Annotated in this window: 12 protein-coding genes; 9 read left to right on the top strand and 3 right to left on the bottom strand. The window is 41.9% G+C overall.

The annotated features are described in order from the left end of the window. Nucleotides 1–348: 348 nt before the first annotated feature. Nucleotides 349–3,651 (top strand): glycosyl hydrolase, encoded by a 3,303-nt coding sequence (locus tag P2W82_RS21710; RefSeq protein ID WP_336518050.1) that lies wholly within the window; start codon nucleotides 349–351, stop codon nucleotides 3,649–3,651. A gap of 142 nt (nucleotides 3,652–3,793) precedes the next feature. On the opposite strand, the gene P2W82_RS21705 is transcribed toward P2W82_RS21710, so the two are convergent. Genes P2W82_RS21705 through P2W82_RS21695 form a run of 3 tightly spaced genes read right to left on the bottom strand, consistent with a single transcriptional unit; the run spans nucleotide 3,794 to nucleotide 9,915 of the window. Then, nucleotides 3,794–5,779 (bottom strand): PAS domain-containing sensor histidine kinase, encoded by a 1,986-nt coding sequence (locus P2W82_RS21705; protein WP_336518049.1) that lies wholly within the window; start codon nucleotides 5,777–5,779, stop codon nucleotides 3,794–3,796. Nucleotides 5,780–5,785: 6 nt separating this feature from the next. Continuing rightward, nucleotides 5,786–6,160, bottom strand: coding sequence for a response regulator (locus tag P2W82_RS21700; RefSeq protein WP_336518048.1), 375 nt, complete (start codon nucleotides 6,158–6,160; stop codon nucleotides 5,786–5,788). Next, on the bottom strand, nucleotides 6,157–9,915 hold the full coding sequence (locus P2W82_RS21695; RefSeq protein WP_336518047.1) for an ATP-binding protein: 3,759 nt from the start codon (nucleotides 9,913–9,915) through the stop codon (nucleotides 6,157–6,159). The genes P2W82_RS21700 and P2W82_RS21695 overlap by 4 nt, the downstream gene beginning before the upstream one ends. A 423-nt stretch (nucleotides 9,916–10,338) precedes the next feature. On the opposite strand from P2W82_RS21695, the gene P2W82_RS21690 reads away from it, so the two are divergent. The 8 genes from P2W82_RS21690 (at nucleotide 10,339) to P2W82_RS21655 (ending at nucleotide 18,327) form a co-directional block, all read left to right on the top strand. Continuing rightward, a complete protein-coding gene (locus tag P2W82_RS21690) occupies nucleotides 10,339–11,922 on the top strand; it encodes a Na+/H+ antiporter (RefSeq protein ID WP_336518046.1) in 1,584 nt (527 codons plus the stop codon). A gap of 18 nt (nucleotides 11,923–11,940) precedes the next feature. Further along, nucleotides 11,941–12,864 (top strand): AraC family transcriptional regulator, encoded by a 924-nt coding sequence (locus tag P2W82_RS21685; protein WP_336518045.1) that lies wholly within the window; start codon nucleotides 11,941–11,943, stop codon nucleotides 12,862–12,864. A gap of 79 nt (nucleotides 12,865–12,943) precedes the next feature. Continuing rightward, nucleotides 12,944–13,414, top strand: coding sequence for a VOC family protein (locus P2W82_RS21680; protein ID WP_336518044.1), 471 nt, complete (start codon nucleotides 12,944–12,946; stop codon nucleotides 13,412–13,414). Nucleotides 13,415–13,468: 54 nt separating this feature from the next. Next, entirely contained in the window at nucleotides 13,469–14,074 is a 606-nt protein-coding gene (locus P2W82_RS21675) for a Crp/Fnr family transcriptional regulator (protein ID WP_336518043.1), read from the top strand. Between the two features lie 99 nt (nucleotides 14,075–14,173). Next, on the top strand, nucleotides 14,174–14,836 hold the full coding sequence (locus P2W82_RS21670; protein WP_336518042.1) for an NADPH-dependent F420 reductase: 663 nt from the start codon (nucleotides 14,174–14,176) through the stop codon (nucleotides 14,834–14,836). A gap of 34 nt (nucleotides 14,837–14,870) precedes the next feature. Continuing rightward, nucleotides 14,871–15,575: a hypothetical protein gene (locus tag P2W82_RS21665; protein ID WP_336518041.1), complete on the top strand. Its 705-nt coding sequence runs from the start codon at nucleotides 14,871–14,873 to the stop codon at nucleotides 15,573–15,575. 543 nt (nucleotides 15,576–16,118) lie between these two features. Further along, nucleotides 16,119–16,964, top strand: coding sequence for a chromate resistance protein ChrB domain-containing protein (locus tag P2W82_RS21660; protein WP_336518040.1), 846 nt, complete (start codon nucleotides 16,119–16,121; stop codon nucleotides 16,962–16,964). A 202-nt stretch (nucleotides 16,965–17,166) separates the two neighbouring features. Next, complete coding sequence (locus P2W82_RS21655) at nucleotides 17,167–18,327, top strand: chromate transporter (protein WP_336518039.1); 1,161 nt, start codon at nucleotides 17,167–17,169, stop codon at nucleotides 18,325–18,327. The last annotated feature ends 172 nt before the right edge of the window (nucleotides 18,328–18,499 follow it).

Raw genomic sequence — 18,499 nt, 5'->3', positions numbered from 1 at the left:
AAACTTTTGAAAGTTAGTTGTGATTTTCCATCAGGACCTAAGCTACCATAAGTCCGGGCAAGTGAGGAAAGCGTGAGATTCGGGGATTTGCTGATGCAACATATTCCATCCATTAGAATTTTGATCAACCTTTAGTACCAGGATACTAACCAACCTTTTGAACGGTGTCATAGAAGAAAAGTTTTTCAGGTTTCTCATCCAATCGATTTTACTATTCAAAACTGCAATAATATTACCTTGCAAAACAGGATCGCTGAATTGTAAGGTAATTAACAGGTTTAATCTATTCACCTGAAGCAGCACATCACAGAGTAGCAAAAAAATTTGTTTCCTTTTCAAACCTCCTTCATGAACAAACTTTCTGCATTTCTCACAGCAATGGTGTTTTTTCTTTCTTCAGATGCTCAAACCCATTCATCAGCAAAGGACAGCCTGTACAATGGCTTTGTTTCGCCTGGAAATGCTGCGAAGCCCCGGGTGTGGTGGCATTGGATGAATGGCAATATCACTAAAGAAGGAATACAGAAGGATCTTGACTGGATGAAGCGGATCGGCATCGGGGGTTTCCAGAATTTTGATGCCAATCTTTTTACTCCGGTTGTAGTTTCCAAAAAACTCGTTTTTATGACACCTGAGTGGAAAGAGGCTTTCCGTTTCGCGACAGAACTGGCAGATAAAAACGGACTAGAAATGGCTATTGCGGGATCACCGGGATGGAGTGTGACAGGAGGACCCTGGGTAACACCTCAGGACGGTATGAAGAAATACGTGTGGACGGAAACCCGCGTCAGTGGCGGACAGGTATTCAGGGGGAATCTTTCTCAGCCAAAAACAACAACAGGAAAGTTTCAGAATGCAGGTGCATCTGAAAATAGTTTGATGGGAGGAACCACAGGAAAGTTGCCAACTTATTATGCTGACGCTGCTGTAATTGCTTATCGTCTGCTGCCTGCAGACAAAACCTTATCTGAATTGAAACCGAAGATCAGCTCGAGTGGAGGAAATTTCAATTTAAAAGATCTTACTGATGGCGATCTGAGTGCGACTAATTTCCTGCCACCCCGTGCAGTAGGCGACGACATGTGGATTCAATTTGAATTTGATACTCCGCAGACTTTCAAAGCTTTTTCTGTTTCCGGCGCAAGTCATACTGCGATGGAGGATTTCCAGGGCGGGCCTTTGAACCGTGCATTAAAAGTGAGTGATGATGGCGTGAACTTCCGGGAGGTGGCAAAAATTTCAGGAAGTATAGTTCCACAGAATACCGTGAGTATCCCGCCAACGACCGCAAAATATTTCAGATTTACTTTTAAGACATTACCGGGGGAAAGAAATCTTTTCGCTGCAATGGCCGGAGGTCCGCAGGAAGAACCCAAACCTAAAGGAATTGACATTGCCGAAATTGTTTTACATACCACAGATCGCGTTGATCAGTTCGAAGATAAAGCCGGCTTCTCTCCATGGAAGGAAGACACAAAAACTTTTGTGCCCTCCAATGCTGATGCAATAGCAGATGAGGTGATCGACTTAACGGATAAAATGAAAGCGGATGGAAGTCTGGAATGGAACGTGCCGCAAGGCAACTGGATGATTCTGCGCTTCGGTTACTCGCTCACTGGTCGTCAGAATCATCCGGCATCACCAGAAGCGACTGGTCTGGAAGTGGATAAACTCGATAAGGAAGCCGTGAGGAAATATATCAATACTTATCTCGACATGTATAAGGATGCAACCGGGGGACTGATGGGGGCCAGGGGAATTCAATACATGATTCTAGACAGCTATGAAGCCGGACATATGACATGGACCAAATCATTTCCCGAAGAATTTCTAAAGCGCAGGGGCTATGAAATTAAAAAATGGATTCCTGTGCTGACCGGACGAATTGTAACATCCGCGGAAGCGAGTGAAAAATTTCTCTGGGATTTTAGAAAAACGATTGGCGAGCTCATTGTAGAAAATCATTATGATGTAATCGGAGAAGAGTTGCATAAACGCGGCATGAAGCGATATACAGAATCCCAGGAAGATAAGCGCATTTACCTGGCAGACGGCATGGATGTAAAACGGTATTCTGATATACCCATGTCTGCTATGTGGATTCCGGGCAGTCTGGCCAGTGGACCCGATGAGGAAATCCGCAGCGAAGCGGATATCAGGGAGTCGGCTTCGGTAGCGCATATTTATGGGAAAGAAATTGTTGCAGCAGAGTCCTTGACTTCCATTCAGAATGCTTTCAGTTTTCATCCTGAAAAATTAAAACGCACTGCTGATCTTGAGCTGGCATCCGGCTTAAATCGTTTTGTGATTCATACATCGGTACATCAGCCGCTCGATGATAAAAAGCCAGGCTTTTCACTGGGGCCCTTTGGTCAGTACTTTACCCGTCATGAAACATGGGCCGAACAGGCGAAGCCATGGATAGACTACCTGGCCAGGAGTAGTTATCTTTTACAGAAAGGACGTTTTGTTGCGGACGTATTATATCTGTATGGCGAAAACACTAACCTGACATGGCAATTCAAAGATGGGCTCCCGTCAATTCCGGGATATGAATATGATTTTTGTAATTCATCGGCATTGATAAATGTGATGCAGGCGAAAAACAGAAAGATTATAACGCCCAGTGGTATGTCCTATAGTTTACTGATAATCGATTCAAGTGCACGATTCATGACTTTGCCTGTGTTGAAAAAAATCAGGGACTTGGTGGAGGCCGGTGTAAAGGTGGCGGGTGTCAGGCCTGAAAAATCACCTAGCCTTAGCGACGATAATTCAGAATTCCAATCAATCGTTCAGTCTGTTTGGGGAGGGGGCAATACTGCGGCAACTGTTACTCAGAATTATCATGAAGTGCTTCGCGATGCAAACATCGTGGAAGATGTCATTATCCGCAATGCAAAATCAAAAATCTTTTATGTTCATCGCCAAACAAAGGACCAGGATATTTATTGGTTGAACAACCGGAGCGTGGAAACAAATGAAGCGCAGATCAGTTTTCGTGTTTCCGGGAAAGTACCTGAATTGTGGAATCCCCAGACTGGGAAAAAGGAAAGAGTATCTTATCAGATCAAAGACGGCAGAACCATTGTGCCGCTGCGGTTTGAATCATGGGACGCATACTTTATCATATTTTCAGATAAGGCGTCTGCAAATTCGTATACAAGGCCGAATGCTACGGAAGCAGTAGCAGCTGAAATTACAAATCCCTGGAAAGTAGATTTTAATGGTAAAAAAACCACCTTTGAAAATTTAACCTCTTGGTCAGACAATAGCGATACCGAAATAAAATATTTTTCCGGGACAGCTGTGTATGAAAACAGCTTTAAACTAAACACGAAGAACAAAGGCAGTTATTTAATAGATTTAGGCGACGTAAAAAATATAGCAGAAGTTTTTGTAAACGGCAGGAATATGGGAACGATCTGGAAACAACCATTCCTACTGGACATTACAAACGCGTTGAAGTCGGGTAATAATACGATCCAGGTGAAAGTAACAAATCTATGGGTCAACCGCTTAATTGGCGATAGTCAGCCTGATGTAAAAATAAAAACCACGTTTACTACGATGCCTTTTTACCGGGCTGATGCAAAGCTTTTACCATCAGGCTTGTTAGGTCCTGTGAAGATAAAATCAGTAGTTCAGTAGTAAGAACTCAATTTTTATGATGCATTGGTTTAACATGTAACGTTTAACGTTGAACGTTATACATTGCAGGTGCCAGATTGTATTTTATTTCAATAACGAAAGAAAATCCTGCAAGAAACAGCAGGCTCATTTTCCTGTCGAATCAACCATTTTTACTAGCTGAATCAGCTGAGTGCTCTGGCAACAGAATGGAAAACACCGCTCCTTTCCCTTCCTCACTTTCAGCCCATACAAATCCGTTGTGACTTTCAACCACTTTCTTTACAATCGACAATCCGATACCGGAACCTCGGTATTGCTCATCTGAATGAAGACGGGTAAACACTTTGAAAATTTTGTCCGCATATTTTTGTTCGAAGCCAATTCCATTATCGCTGACTTTTATAAGATGGAAAAGGTTTTCCTGCTTATCCTGCGGAAGATGATTACCGGCATCAACACCTTTCAACATTACGGATGAAACTTTAATTTCTATTGCTTGATTCTGATTTGAATATTTCAATGCATTCCCGATCAGATTCTGAAATAACTGGTGGATTTGTCTTTTGTTGCCAGAAATTTTTGGAAGCTTATCTATTGTAATTGTTGCCGCTCTTTTTTGAATTTCAAGTTCCAGGTCCTCAAGTACACTTGTCAATGCTTCGTTTAGATCAATTTCATTTTTATCAGCTGATCCCTTAGCGGCTTGTGAATATTCTAAAAGATCTTCAATCAATTTTTGCATCCGGCTCTGGGAACTTTCAAGTCTGTTAAACAGAAAATCCTGTTCAACAGTTAGTTTGCCTTTAAGATCTTCTTTCAACTTGTTTGCAAAGAACAAAGACTTTCTGATGGGTTCCTTCAGGTCATGCGATGCTGCATAAGCAAACTCTTCCAGGTTTGCATTTGAATACCGAAGTTCATCCAGTGTTCTTTCAAGTTTTATTTCCGCTTCACGAATAGTAGTTACATCAGTGAAATTATGGATCAGGTGTTTTTCATCCATCCTTGACACAGTCAATTCCAGCCAGCGATTAGAAAAATCAAGGAAATATCGCATAATAAAAGGCTCACCCGTTTGCAATGTTTTAATACAGGCCTGACCATAGGGTGATGAAATAATGCCGGGATCAAAGTATGTTGCTGGTTTTGTCAGGTAATCTTCTTTAGGAAGACCTATGAATTGTACCGCAGCATCATTTGCAAGTATAGTTCTAGCATCAATAACATGTCCGGCATCGTCAAAAATCAATTCAGATACCGAAATTCCATTGGTAGAATTTTGCAGAATACTATCCAGAAGATTTGTTTTTTCCAGGATTTCCTTTGTCCGACCCTGTATATTTTCCTCCAGTTTTCGTTCGATATTTTTCTGTCCGGAAATATCTGTACCTGTGCCATGCCAGCTGATCAACACATCATTCTCTATAACGGGAATTCCCCTGGCCAGTACCCATAGATAAGTTCCATCTTTTTGTCTGTATCGCACTTCGATCTCGACTAAGCTCCGGTTGGCTAAAGCATAACTCCATTCTTCAAGACACCGTTTCAAATCATCCGGATGCATCGCACTAGCCCAGCCATAGCCCAGTGATTGTTCCGGGGTCAGGCCTGTAATTTCATACCATCGTGCGTTCAGAAAATCAATACTTCCTTTTTCATCAGCGGTCCAGACAAAAACAGGTAAAGAATCAGCAAGCTGTTTCCATTTTCTATCACCCCGTTCAACAGTTTTTTTTGCATTTACTTTTTCGGTCACTTCATGCCCGACGGCAATTACCCCGGTGATTTTGTCGCCTTCGTAAAACGGCTGATAGATAAAATCAAAATAGTAAGTGTCTTTGATCTCACCGCGATCAAAAACGATAGGAAGTTCATATGCAGTGAAGGGATTTCCTGTTGCGCAAACGTTGTCCAGTAATTGTCTGAAGCCCTGCGCCTCGAGTTCGGGAAAAACAGCAAAAATGGATTTGCCATAAATGGAATTGTCCACCTTCCAGATTTTCAGCAATTCTTCATTGGCAAACTCAACGACGTAGTTTTCTCCACGAACAAACCCAATGATCACCGGTGCCTGGTTAAAAAATTTATAGGCGTTTTCAAACCCGGGGTCTTTGTACTCTTTTGAACTCTTGTCAAAGAAAGTCATCTGAAGTTACTTGATAATGTTTTTTAATTTTATACAGAGTACTTCAAAAGTCTCAGGTTTTTGCAGATAGTCTGTCACTTCATACTCACTGGTTTCTTTCCGGTCAATGTCGGTGATCGATGTGCTATAGATGATAACAGGAATTCCACTTCCGGATGTAGTGTCACGCAATCGTCTTAATATCTCTTTTCCGGAAAGCATTGGCATGTTCAGATCGAGAAAAATGAAATCAGGCAGTGTGTTACTCCTGGAAATGTATTGCAAAGCTTCCTGTCCGTTATTGAACGAAGTGAATTCATAATCTTTACCAATAGTTTCCAAAGCTTCGCTGAATAGCTCTGCTTCATCCATATCATCGTCTATCAGTAAAAGCTTTTTCACTGTAATAATTTTTGAATTACCGGAAGATAAACAGAAAAAGTTGCGCCTTCATTTACTTCACTTCTTGCCTTAATAAATCCATTGTGCCTCTCTGCAACCTTTTTACAAAGCGCTAAGCCCAGTCCTGTCCCTTCAAACTTATCTTTTGGGTTTAACCGTATGAACGACTCGAAAATCCGTTCCGCATACGCCGGTTCAAAACCAATTCCATTATCGCTGATATCTATGCGATAATACATCGAAAATTCCTCACCATCAGCACCTGTCTTATCCGTGATTTCAATCAGCGGCGATTCTTTTTCCCTGATAAACTTCAATGAATTGTTCAGGATATTATAAAACAACTGGTAGAGCAGTATATGCGAACCTACAACTTTCGGCAGAGGCCCGATATCCACCCGAGCATTATGTTCGGTGATTGGAATTTCAAGGTCTTCGGTTATACCGATCAGCAGGTCATTCAGATTGATTTTCTCAAAGGATTGTTTTACTGCATCAACCGATGAGTATTGCAAAATTCCGTCGATCATGGACGACATCCGGTTCGCTGCGTGATCGATCTTATCAAGATACATCAATCCTTTCTGTGGTAAGGTATCTTTATAGGTAGTACGCACCAGATTTTCGTACAATCTGATCTTTCGTATGGGTTCTTTCAGATCGTGGCTTGTAACATGGGCAAACTGCTGCAAATCTTTATTAGATCTCAGCAGTTCTCGATTTGATTTTGTCAGCTCATCAGCCAGAGTACGCAACTCTAACGTTCTTTCTGCTACCAATCCTTCAAGCTGTTCGTTTGCGCTTTTCTGGCTGTGTATGTCAGTAGCAGATCCGATCCACTTTACGACAGTTCCATTCTCATCCCGCAAAGGCAAAGTATGCCCGGAGAACCATCGGTATTCACCAGTTGCATTTTTTAAACGAAATTCTAAATCCCATGGTCGATCCGATTCTGTCGATTCATGCAATGCACGTGTTACTTTTTCACGATCTGCTTCATGAATAAAATCCAGATAATTTCCGAGACCGTCAGCAGCAGGAGTTCCTGTAAATTTTTCCCATTGATCAGACAGGTAATCCATTTTTCCATTCACGTCAGTAGTCCAAACTATTTGGGGGATGCTTGTGGCGAGCAGTCGGAAGCGCTCTTCACTTTCCCGCACTTTGGCATTGCTTAAAGCTTGCTGTGTTACATCAAACGTGAACTGCAGAACACCCTGGATTTTACCATCAACATTGCGCCATGGCAGATAGGTAATATTGAAATAATATTCATCAACAGTTCCATCCGGGCGGGTGAAAAGTGCCTTTGATTCCGGTAGAAAGTACGATTGACCCTGATGATAAACCTGGTCCAGCATTTCAAAAAAGCCCTGGCCTTCCAGTTCCGGAAGTGCCTCTTTTATTTTCATTCCCGTGATATCCCGGCCACCAACAAAAGGTATACCCAGCGGGTGAAAAAACTCAAGAACATGATCCGGCCCCCTCATTACATGTATGTGAGCAGGTGACTGGAGGAACAAATTGTAAAATTGTTTTTCTGTTTCCCTTCGCACGCGACTGATCAATATATGATTCTGGACGCGCGCAAGAAGTTCTTTTGCAGAAAATGGTTTTACAAGGTAATCATCAGCGCCCGCGCTGATTCCTTCCACTCTTGCCTCCTCACCTGCACGTGCTGATAAAAAAACCACAGGAATATTCCGCGTCGTTATGTTTGATTTCAATTTTTTCAGTAATCCAAAACCATCCAGCTTCGGCATCATCACATCACTCAATATTAATTCGGGTAACCAATCACGGGCCACTGCAAATGCCTCTTCGCCATTGGCAACGTTGCGCACATCAAAATGTTGAGATAGCAGGCGATGAACGTAATCACGCATATCTGCATTATCATCGGCTAGTAAAACTTTTGGCCTTGTCTCACTTGTCTGATGATTAATTATTTCTAAGGAATCATTATTGTTCCATTTTGAAGCTTCTTCAACATAGGCAAGGTTAGCCTTACTTACTTCACCGGTTCCGTTGTTTTCATTGCTAATCGCTGCTTCGGGATGATCATGGTACGGAATCGTTACCGTAAAAACTGATCCTTCATCCGGTACACTGTCAACTTTTATCTCTCCCTGGTGAAGCGCAATCAATTCTTTAACCATCGAAAGACCAATACCGGTTCCCTCCTGGCTGCGTCCATCTGAATTATTCACTCGATAAAAGCGTTCAAATATTTTTTCACGGTCAGCTGGCGAAATTCCTATGCCGGTATCGCTTACTTCAAGAACAATTTTTGAATCCGACCCGCTGATCCTGACGGATATTTTGCCCTTCCTGGTATATTTAAATGCATTTGATATCAGGTTCAGAACAATTTTTTCCCACATATCAACATCTACTGCAACCTTTGAACGGATATTTTCAGCCTGTACATCATAAGTGATTCCTGCATTTTCAATGGCAGAACGAAAAGAACTCGCAAGTTCTTTTGTAAGCTTTCCGATATCAACATGTTCAAATTTCGCATGCATTTTACCGGCTTCAATTCTTGAGAAATCAAGAAGGGTGTTAACGAGTTTCTGCAGGCGTAGTGTATTTCGCAGAGATATCTCCAGGTTACTGCGTTGCTGCTCTTCGAGGTTAGTCGCGGATGTAAGTACAGATTCAAGCGGACTTAACATCAGCGTTAAAGGCGTACGGAACTCGTGGCTGATATTGCTGAAGAAAATGGTCTTGGCCTTATCAATTTGTGCGAGTGCCTCCGCACGTTTGGTTTGCTCTTCAAGAGCCTTGATCGTATTCAATTCACCCGCTACTACGGCTGACAATGACTCGAAAAATGATTTGTAATCTTTATCATATTTCCTCCTGGCACTTAACCCTCCTGCTATATATCCAAAAACAGTTCCATCTGCAGCCTTCAATGGCGATACCGTTGCTTCAGTAGGGGGCTCAGGCCAATATGTTGGTGGAATAGATATTCCCAGCGAAGCCAGATCTTCAATATGAGTTATCGATGCCGGGGTATGATTGAATGGCCATGAATTGCCAGTGAAGTTTTTTGAAGCGGTGGTAAGCCTTAATGAATTGTTTTCATCAAAAAGATAAATACAAAAAAAGGAAAGATCTGTAGTTGCAGAATCCAGAATCTCCGTCGTCTTGAGAAATACTTCTTGTGCAGATGTCACCGCATTTATCACGTCGGTCAGTTTCTGTAAGAGAAACGCCCTTCTCTCATTGATTACCCGGTAAGTTGTTTCGATTACTGCATTAAAAATTCCATCGACTTTACCCGATTCCCCATAAATAGGAGTAAATGTGAAATCAAAGTAACACTCTTCCGTATAACCGTGACGCTGCATAGGTAAAAGTGCATCTTTAGATCCTCCCGGAACTCCTGAAAAGGCTTTCCGGAACTGAGGTTCTATATCGTTCCAGATGTCCGGCCACACGTCCTTTGCTGGTTTTCCAAGTGCCCAGGGGTGTTTGTTGCCCGGAATCGGGCTCCAGGCATCATTGTAAAGAAGCGTCAGGTCCTGCCCCCAGTAAATGGCAATAGGGAAGTTTGAATTCAGACAGATGCCCAGGGCAGATTGAAGACTTTGCGGCCAATTTTCTGAATTGCCAAGGGATGTTTGTGACCAATCATAATTCCTGATCAGCTCACCCGTTAACCCTCCTCCCTGCATAGCCTGAACGGGACTGATCCCCGCAGTAATAGGAAATGCTGATTTTTTGTTATTTGATGCGTCGTTCAATATTGGGTTGAATTTTATTAGGATGGCCTCACAGTTAGCTTCTCCTTAGCATTTGATTTATTTCAGTACAAAGTTTGTACCCGGTGAAATTTGACACCGTTTATACGCATCGGATTTTCACAATAGAAATTTTCATGTTAAATATAACACGGTCAACACATAACCTATGTGAAGTATCTTGTTTATTTGAACCAGAAAACAGATAAACAGGCTGGCATGAATTTTTATTGGCGCCCGGATTCCCTTTTATTATCCCATGAGACTGATTCTCGTGTATGCAACAGAGAATCAGAAGGAAACCGGAATGTCCGCTGGATATAGTGCCTGCCGGCAAAATTTCTGAAACACAATCCGATATTTTCATGACTTTCATGAAGTTTATTATTAAAGCGATTAAATTTCACATCAGCCTGATTTTCGTTCATGCAAAACATACTGCCTTTTTTTCTCGCCATGATCGCAGCCATCGTCTTACTTAAGATGCTGGCAGACAAACTTAAGATAGCCTATCCCTTGCTGATTGTTACTGCAGGATTGGTGTTGAGTTTTATACCGGGTCTTCCTGTTATTCATGTAGATCCTAACCTGATTTTTTTCATTTTTCTGCCACCTTTATTGTTTGAAGCTACCTGGGCAATTTCATTTAAGGAAATGAAGAAGTGGTGGCGCATCATCGGGAGCTTTGCATTTCTCGTAGTATTATTCACAGCATTTTCTGTAGCCGTCGTAACCACTTACCTGATACCGGGTTTTACGCTGGCATTGGGATTTCTTTTGGGCGGGATCGTTTCGCCTCCTGACGCAGTAAGCACTGGAGCAATTACCAAATTTGTAAAGATTCCGAAGTCCACTTCAACTATTCTGGAAGGAGAAAGTTTATTGAACGACGCATCCTCACTGATTATATTCCGCTTTGCATTGGCTGCAGTCGGCACCGGACAATTTATATGGCAGGATGCGACACTTGAGTTTTTATGGATGGTGATCGGTGGGGTCGGAATTGGTATATTGATCGGATGGTTTTTTGTTCAGGCGCATAAATGGTTACCCGCAGATGCGCCTTCTGATATCGCGCTGACACTTATTGAGCCTTATTTTATGTACTGGCTGGCAGAACACGTGGATAGTTCCGGCGTACTCGCTGTTGTGAGTGGCGGCCTTTATATGTCAAACAGAAGATTGCTGTTTTTAAACAGCACCAGCCGTGTCCGGGGTTACAGTGTTTGGGAAAGTTTTGTATTTATTCTGAACGGTATTGTGTTTTTTCTGATCGGACTTGAACTTCCGGAAATTGTAGAGGGATTGCGATCGAAAGGGATTGAGTTAAAGACAGCGATCGGTTATGGCGTTCTGGTGACAGTAGTACTCATTATCGCAAGGATCATCAGTTCTTATGTTGCTTTACTGGCAACTTATATTTTCCGACGATCGGTACTGCCTCACCGCGGTTCCAGCCGACGCAGGTTCCTGATTCCTTTGCTGCTGGGCTGGACGGGTATGCGGGGAGTTGTATCCCTCGCAGCAGCCCTGGCCATCCCGGTATATCTCGATGATGGCAGCGCCTTCCCATTCAGGAACCTGATACTTTTCATCACCTTTATCGCAATACTGCTTACCCTTTTGATCCAGGGCCTTACTTTACCTTATTTCATAAAGAGAACAAAGTTATTTGACGCATTCACAGAAGAGCCCGAAGCAGTTGCCAGGCAAAAACTAAGAGAAGGCTTAATGACACATACACGCCAATTCCTGCAGGGCAAACTCAATGATGGATTACCCAATAGCGGGCTGATCGAAAAGTTATTGCGTCATTGGGAAGAGAAAACAAAAGCCTCCGGCGACGAATGGCTGAATGAAAAAACAAAACCCATTTTTTTTGAAATGCTCGAAAGTCAACGAAAGTACCTGTCTGATCTGAACAGGGATCCGGAGATAAATGAAGAAGTAGTACGTTGGCAATTGTACCTGATAGATCTGGAAGAGGAACGACTGAAGAATCAGTTTTAAACACAGAAAAAGATCGAAATGCCCCTGCAAACACTTGACAGCAAAACAATCGACACACTCAGGAATATTCCCGACCTGATACCTGTGTTTCGTGAATACTTTGAAAATTGGAGCATCCGGGTGTTTGATAGAAAAGAACACGAATGCAGGAATTATATCTCTCCCAACAGGCGTGACTTTTATAAGATTCTTTTGGTGACGGAAGGCACTGGCGTTTTCACGATCGGACTCAATACTTATTACATTGAAAAGCCGGCAATATTATTCATACATCCAAACGATATTATTTCGTGGAAGAATTTTTCCCAATCAAACAAAGGGTTCTATTGCCTGTTCCGGAAATCATTTCTTATAAAACATCCACAGTTAAAAACTGCTATTGACAGGTATGATGTATTTAGTGATAAATCAAAAAGCATAATCGCTTTAACTCAACCGCAGGCTTCTGAACTCGAAATGATATTTATAAGGCTTTATGAAGAAGATCTTTCGGGGAATAAATTCAGTGAGGATTCTATGCAGGCGTACTTGCAATTGCTGTTGATTGAAAGTTTAAAGATTGGCAATTTTCCCAAACCGGATGTTGTTTCTGACGAGTTCAGGTATATCCATCAGTTTTTTCAATTACTGGAAGAAGAAACCACAAACATCAATTATACTTCACCTATCCGAATCAGGACCGCAAAGGAATTTGCTTCACAACTATCAGTACATCCGAATCATTTGAATGCGTTACTGAAAAAACATACTGGTCAAAATATCAGTACGCATATACGGAATCGTTTGCTGGAAGAAGTAAAAATATTACTGCTACAGACCGATTGGAGTTTGCAGGATATTGGTTACAGCATTGGCTTTGCTGATCAGCCCAATTTCAATTCGTTCTTCAAAAAAAATACGGGGACTACGCCATCAGAATTCCGAAAGGCTTATCGTCTTTGAAATTCATAAGTTCTGCTTTGGTTTCAATAGCAATGAGGCGTCTGCCTGCTTTCATCTTTGTATCCTAAATCAAACTAAAATGAAAACAGTAGTCAACACACCCGCCCTCAACAGCAGCAGCAAGTTTGCAGATATGAAAGGAAGTCATGTTGCGGTGAGGGTTCCGGATTTTGAGATCAGCAAAAAATGGTATACTGAAAAACTCGATTTTCGCATCGTGCATGAATGGCCTTTTGGGGATCTGAAGCTCGCGTACCTGGCACCTGCAACAGATGATAATTTCTGGATTGAATTGCTTGCTGGGGGCACACCTGCCAATCAACCCGATTATAGCGATCTGAATGAAAGTTTACACCAGGCAGGGTATCATCATTTCTGTATAAATGTGAACAGCGTTGACGAAACGCTTGCAGAATTGCGCAGAAGAGATGTAACAATTATTGGTGAACCTTTTAACCTGGAAGTGATTGGTCGTCGTCTGGCTTTTTTTTCTGATCCCTGGGGGAACCTGATTGAACTTGCGGAGGTATTGAAATTAAACCAGCAATAGGAGAACGGAGATGTCCGGGGTTTTATTAATCCTTAGAACATTTAACTTTAGTGAATGAAAATTGAGGGTTTGGAATCTTCTGTTGATCTTTTGCTTTCCCATTTTGTGAGTTTGATTTCTCTTGATCAGGCCGAAAAAGATATTGTTGTTGCCAGTTTCCATCCGAGACTATTCCGGAAAAAACAATACCTCCTGCAGGAAGGAGATATCTGTACACACCTGTATTTTGTGGTTAGAGGTTGTTTAAGAATGTACAAAATAGATGACAAAGGATTAGTACATATTCTTCAGTTTGCTGCGGAGAATTCCTGGATTTCAGATCTTGGAAGTTTTTATGCTGAATCTCCTTCGGAACTTACTATAGATACCCTGGAAGACTCCGTGGTATTACAAATCAGTCGTACTGATTTAATAAATCTCTACACAAGCGCCCCGAAATTCCATCGGATTTTCAGGGTGCTTGTAGAGAATAGTTTTGTAAGTCTGCAGAAACGCTTATTACAAACGATCAGTTCGACTGCCGAAGATCGGTATCAATATTTTGTATCCACATATCCCAACCTCACTAACAGGCTTCCGCAGACGCAGATTGCATCTTATCTTGGTATTACTCCTGAATTTTTGAGCCGTTTGCGTAATAGGCAAACCAAAAAATCTTAAACCAGTTTAAGACTATTTCTTAAACTATGTCATTTGCTGCCGGGCGACCGTGATTGAATTTTGTCATGGCAACTATTTAAAACAATTAAATCAGGTAACATGACAAAGAAATTAAACGTAGCCATCATCGGGCTGGGAAATATCGGAACTACCATAGCAGGAAATCTTGTTAAAGGGAATCGTCAGGTCATTATGGCAGATAGGAAATTGGAGAAAGCAGAATCGTTTGCGAAAACGCTCGGTTCACTTGCAAAATCAGCAGACATATCAACTGCAATTGAAGCAGCAGATATCATTGTTTTCGCCGTTTGGTTTAATGTGATAGATGAACTGATGAAAAAATATGAAGCTGAACTGGAAGGAAAAATAATCATCGATCCTTCAAATCCGATTGCTCCGGATAACAATAGCGGCTTTAAAAAAATTATCGGTAGTGATGAATCAGCGGGAAAAATCAATTCTACGAAACTGCCTCTCGGTGCTAAACTCGTTAAGGCTTTCGGTACGCTTGGGGTTGAGTCGCTGAAGAAAAAAGCTTTTCAACAGGAGCCATCAGTTTTATTTTATGCTTCTGACGATGAAAGCATTAACGGGGATATCAATCAGCTCATTCGTGACTCAGGATTCGAACCATTGCGTATTGGTGGTATTGACGAATCTATCAGGATTGAAGTATTTGGCGATCTGCATGAATACGGCGCACTCGGAAAAACGGTTACGCTGTCAGAAGCAAAGGAAAAACTGCACTCATTCGCCGGATAAAACACGAACAAGTCATCCAAAGAAAAATACTATCATGAGAATTATAAAGTCTGCATTCCTGATTTGCTTTGTTTCTGTGGCAGCAAATTGTACACAGGCGCAAATAATCCAATTTGAAGGCAAAAGCTTTGAGGCGAAAAATGTGATTGCATCTGTTTCAAAGCTTGATGGAAAACAAGTCCTTAAACTAGAAAGAGATCTGAACGCAATTCCTTTTGATGTAAATCGACTGGAATCTACAGTTGATGAACCAACCTATGTAAAGCTGAAGGATCTCGATTTTGAAAATGGTACTATCGAAGTCAAAATGCTTAGCCGGATACAGGATCCGTCGCCCTTTCAGTTTGCGCAGGGTTTTATAGGAATTGCATTTCGTATTGCTGAAAATGATACTGCATTTGAATCCATTTACCTGCGACCCAGGGTCGGCAGATCGGCGAATCAGTTGGCCAGGAATCGAACCGTGCAGTATTATTCATATCCCCGTTTCAAGTTCGACACATTGCGCAAAACCGAACCAGGTATGTATGAAACTTCTGCGCCTGTTAATATCGATGAGTGGATTGTTTTCAGGCTGGAAGTAAAGGGTGAAAAAGCAGAACTTTTTATCAATGATGCAAAGTATTCGACGATGATTGTAAGTAAAATGAAAGGATCAACTCAGCATGGATCGATAGGTTTATGGGTGGATATCGGGACGACTGGTTATTTTAAAGACCTCAGAATAGTGAAAAAGTAATGGGTATCGGACTTCTGTATGTTTATCGCGTATTCTTTCGTTTGCCCTCGTCTCGTTAGCTGATACTTGCGGTGGCGTCATTTTTTTCCCGCAGATTTCGCAGATGAAAAGGCACGCAGATTTCCGCTGAAGAGGAAATTTGCTGAAAGATCTGCGACATCTGCGTGTATTCCATCAGCGCCGATCTGCGGGAAAATTTGTACTCACCTGTTTCTGGTTCACGATAAATAAACAGCGGCCCGATTGACTGCACTTACTCATTTCAGCCATATCCTTGTAGGATGAATCAGTGCTGTTTTCCATTGCCTGTTTTCACTTGCCGTGGCGTCATTTTTTTCCCGCAGATTTCCGCAGATTACAAGGCACGCAGATTTTCGCTGATTGAGAGATTTGCTGAAAGATCTGCGATGATCTGCGTGTATTCCATCTGCGCCGATCTGCGGGAAAAAGAAATTTGCCAAAAAGGCGAATCCGACGGAAATATTTGTGGCTATATGATACCGATTTAACGTATACATTTAGCTTTAAAACCTAATCACTATCATGAAATGGATCACGCGGGAAAAACCTAAAATTGACCGCATCGCCTGTCCCTGGCTGATCAAAAGATTTGTTGATGATACCGCCGAATTTATTTTTTGCGCACCTGGCGAGGTAATCACACAATCAATAAAATTAAAGGCGATACCTTTTGATGTGCCGGGTGTTGAATACACGCACTACAACGACAAATGCACTTTTGATTTTATCATTTCAAAACACAAAATAGCAGATCCTGCGTTGAAAATTCTTGCACCCATTGTGAGGGGTGCTGATACTGACAAACACAACCTGGCAAGTCAGTCATCAGGTTTATGGGCCATTTCAGCAGGGCTTGCATATAACATTAAAGATGACTATGAATTATTGAAACAGGGGATGATTGTATATGACGGACTTTACAGCTGGGCAAAATATCTGATTAAAGAAAAACATACACAAAACCCGGTCGATTCTATCTTCCTTGATGTATATAAAACTTATATCAGTAAAAAACAAAAAGGAAAGAAGACACCCGAATGGGTAGGGGAGCTGAAAGCTATCATCCAGGATCAGATCGATACGAATCTTTCGCTTACCGGAATTTCAAAAGAACTGGAATTAAATCCATCCTATCTCTCCCGTGAATTTTCCAGGTATTTTGATGATCTTTCTTTTGGTGAGTACATCCGGAAATTAAGAATTGATAAAGCGAAGGAGCTTATTCAAAAGGATAAATATTCTCTTACTGAAATTGCGTACCTGACCGGCTTTTCGGACCAGAGTCATTTCACACGCGTGTTTAAACAGGTGACTGGCAAAAATCCATCACAGTTTAAAAAACAATGGATGATGGGTTTGTCGGTTTAGGAGCATGTGTCTGTAAGGGAATTGACATCATCTATTGGGTACGTCAGGTGACTTAATTGTCCCTGGCTCCAGCCAGAGAGATAAAAGATAAAAGAAAGTAAAATTCTTACAAATCGTATATTCTGTTCTATTCCTGATGTACTGTTTATTGAATGTTTGTAACTGATCTTTTCGAATTAAAGACAGGGTTACAATACTTGTTATGCAGGAAGCTCCAACATACACACTTTCACAGATTATCAACTATTTTTTCAGACTGGGTTATTCCGGATTTGGCGGGCCGGTTGCACTGGTGAACTATATGCACCGCGACCTGGTAGAAAAAAACAAATGGATCTCTGAAGAAGACTACCGCGACGGGCTTGCGTTGGCACAACTTGCGCCTGGTCCGCTGGCGGCTCAGCTCAGTATTTATATCGGCTTTATTCATTACCGGATATTAGGAGCAACACTTTGCGGATTGGCATTTGTCCTGCCATCTTTTGTGATGGTGGTGATCATAGGAATTGCATACAAAATGTATGGCGGGCTATCATGGATGCAGGCAATTTTCTATGGAGTTGGATCCGCTGTCGTGGGGATAATTATTATGAGCTGTTACAGGCTGATTGAAAAGTCAATCGGAAAAATAAATCCCGCAGCTATTCAGAAAAGCTGGATGCTATGGATATTTTTCATCTTGTCGGCGACAATCACTGTGTACACGCAAAAAGAGAATATCCTGATCTGTGTGGTGTGTGGTATCGCATATGCGCTTTACAAAAGCAGTAAAGAAAAAGTTGGAGTTGTACGTAACGGGCTTTTTATTTTGAATACAGGATTCTGGCAATTCGATCCGAAAGATTTAGAAAAGATTGCATTGTTCTTTGGAAAAGCAGGTGCATTTGTGTTTGGCAGCGGTTTGGCAATTATTCCCTTTCTCCACAGCGAAGTTGTAAATGAAATGCATTGGCTGAGCGAAGCGGAATTTCTTGATGCAGTAGCAGTGGCGATGATCACGCCCGGACCTGTAGTGATTACCGTCAGTTTTATTGGCTATCTCGTGGCAGGATTTCCCGGCGCGACTGTAGCAGCGCTGGCTACTTTTCTTCCCTGTTATTTATTTACCGTTATCCCTGCACCTTATTTCAAAAAATATGGACGCAGACCTGTTATCAAAAATTTTGTTGATGGCATTACGGCTTCTGTGATAGGAATGCTTGCGGGTGCAGTAGCTGTCATTTCGTTGCGCGCAATTACTGATATTCCTGCATTAATCATTGCTGTGATCACCATACTGCTGCTCATCAGGTACAAGAAACTAAAGGAGCCGGTCATTATTCTTTTGGCTGCAATTGTTGGATTGATTCTGAAATCGATCTGATCATCTTCTGCATTAGTTTATAGTAAAGCTGTTAGCAATTACCCGTTTCCGTTATTTCCCCGCTATCATATCCGTTCCCGGACTTCCAGTTCCCTGCTTTCGATGTGAGTTTTGTCTAAGTAGCTGATGATACAATCCTGAATTAGCCGAGAAATCCGGGAAGGTCGGCAAT

The organism is Pollutibacter soli (assembly GCA_029269725.1).
Taxonomy (GTDB): Bacteria; Bacteroidota; Bacteroidia; order Chitinophagales; family Chitinophagaceae; genus Pollutibacter; species Pollutibacter soli.
This window is presented reverse-complemented; position numbering and strand designations above follow the sequence as displayed.

Excerpts from the sequence above, each read along its gene's own strand:
- P2W82_RS21690 (WP_336518046.1), top strand. The coding sequence starts at position 10,339 with ATGCAAAACATACTGCCTTTTTTTCTCGCCATGATCGCAGCCATCGTC.
- P2W82_RS21675 (WP_336518043.1), top strand. The coding sequence starts at position 13,469 with ATGAAAATTGAGGGTTTGGAATCTTCTGTTGATCTTTTGCTTTCCCAT.
- P2W82_RS21655 (WP_336518039.1), top strand. The coding sequence starts at position 17,167 with ATGCAGGAAGCTCCAACATACACACTTTCACAGATTATCAACTATTTT.
- P2W82_RS21670 (WP_336518042.1), top strand. The coding sequence starts at position 14,174 with ATGACAAAGAAATTAAACGTAGCCATCATCGGGCTGGGAAATATCGGA.
- P2W82_RS21660 (WP_336518040.1), top strand. The coding sequence starts at position 16,119 with ATGAAATGGATCACGCGGGAAAAACCTAAAATTGACCGCATCGCCTGT.
- P2W82_RS21685 (WP_336518045.1), top strand. The coding sequence starts at position 11,941 with ATGCCCCTGCAAACACTTGACAGCAAAACAATCGACACACTCAGGAAT.
- P2W82_RS21710 (WP_336518050.1), top strand. The coding sequence starts at position 349 with ATGAACAAACTTTCTGCATTTCTCACAGCAATGGTGTTTTTTCTTTCT.
- P2W82_RS21705 (WP_336518049.1), bottom strand. The coding sequence starts at position 5,779 with ATGACTTTCTTTGACAAGAGTTCAAAAGAGTACAAAGACCCCGGGTTT.
- P2W82_RS21665 (WP_336518041.1), top strand. The coding sequence starts at position 14,871 with ATGAGAATTATAAAGTCTGCATTCCTGATTTGCTTTGTTTCTGTGGCA.
- P2W82_RS21680 (WP_336518044.1), top strand. The coding sequence starts at position 12,944 with ATGAAAACAGTAGTCAACACACCCGCCCTCAACAGCAGCAGCAAGTTT.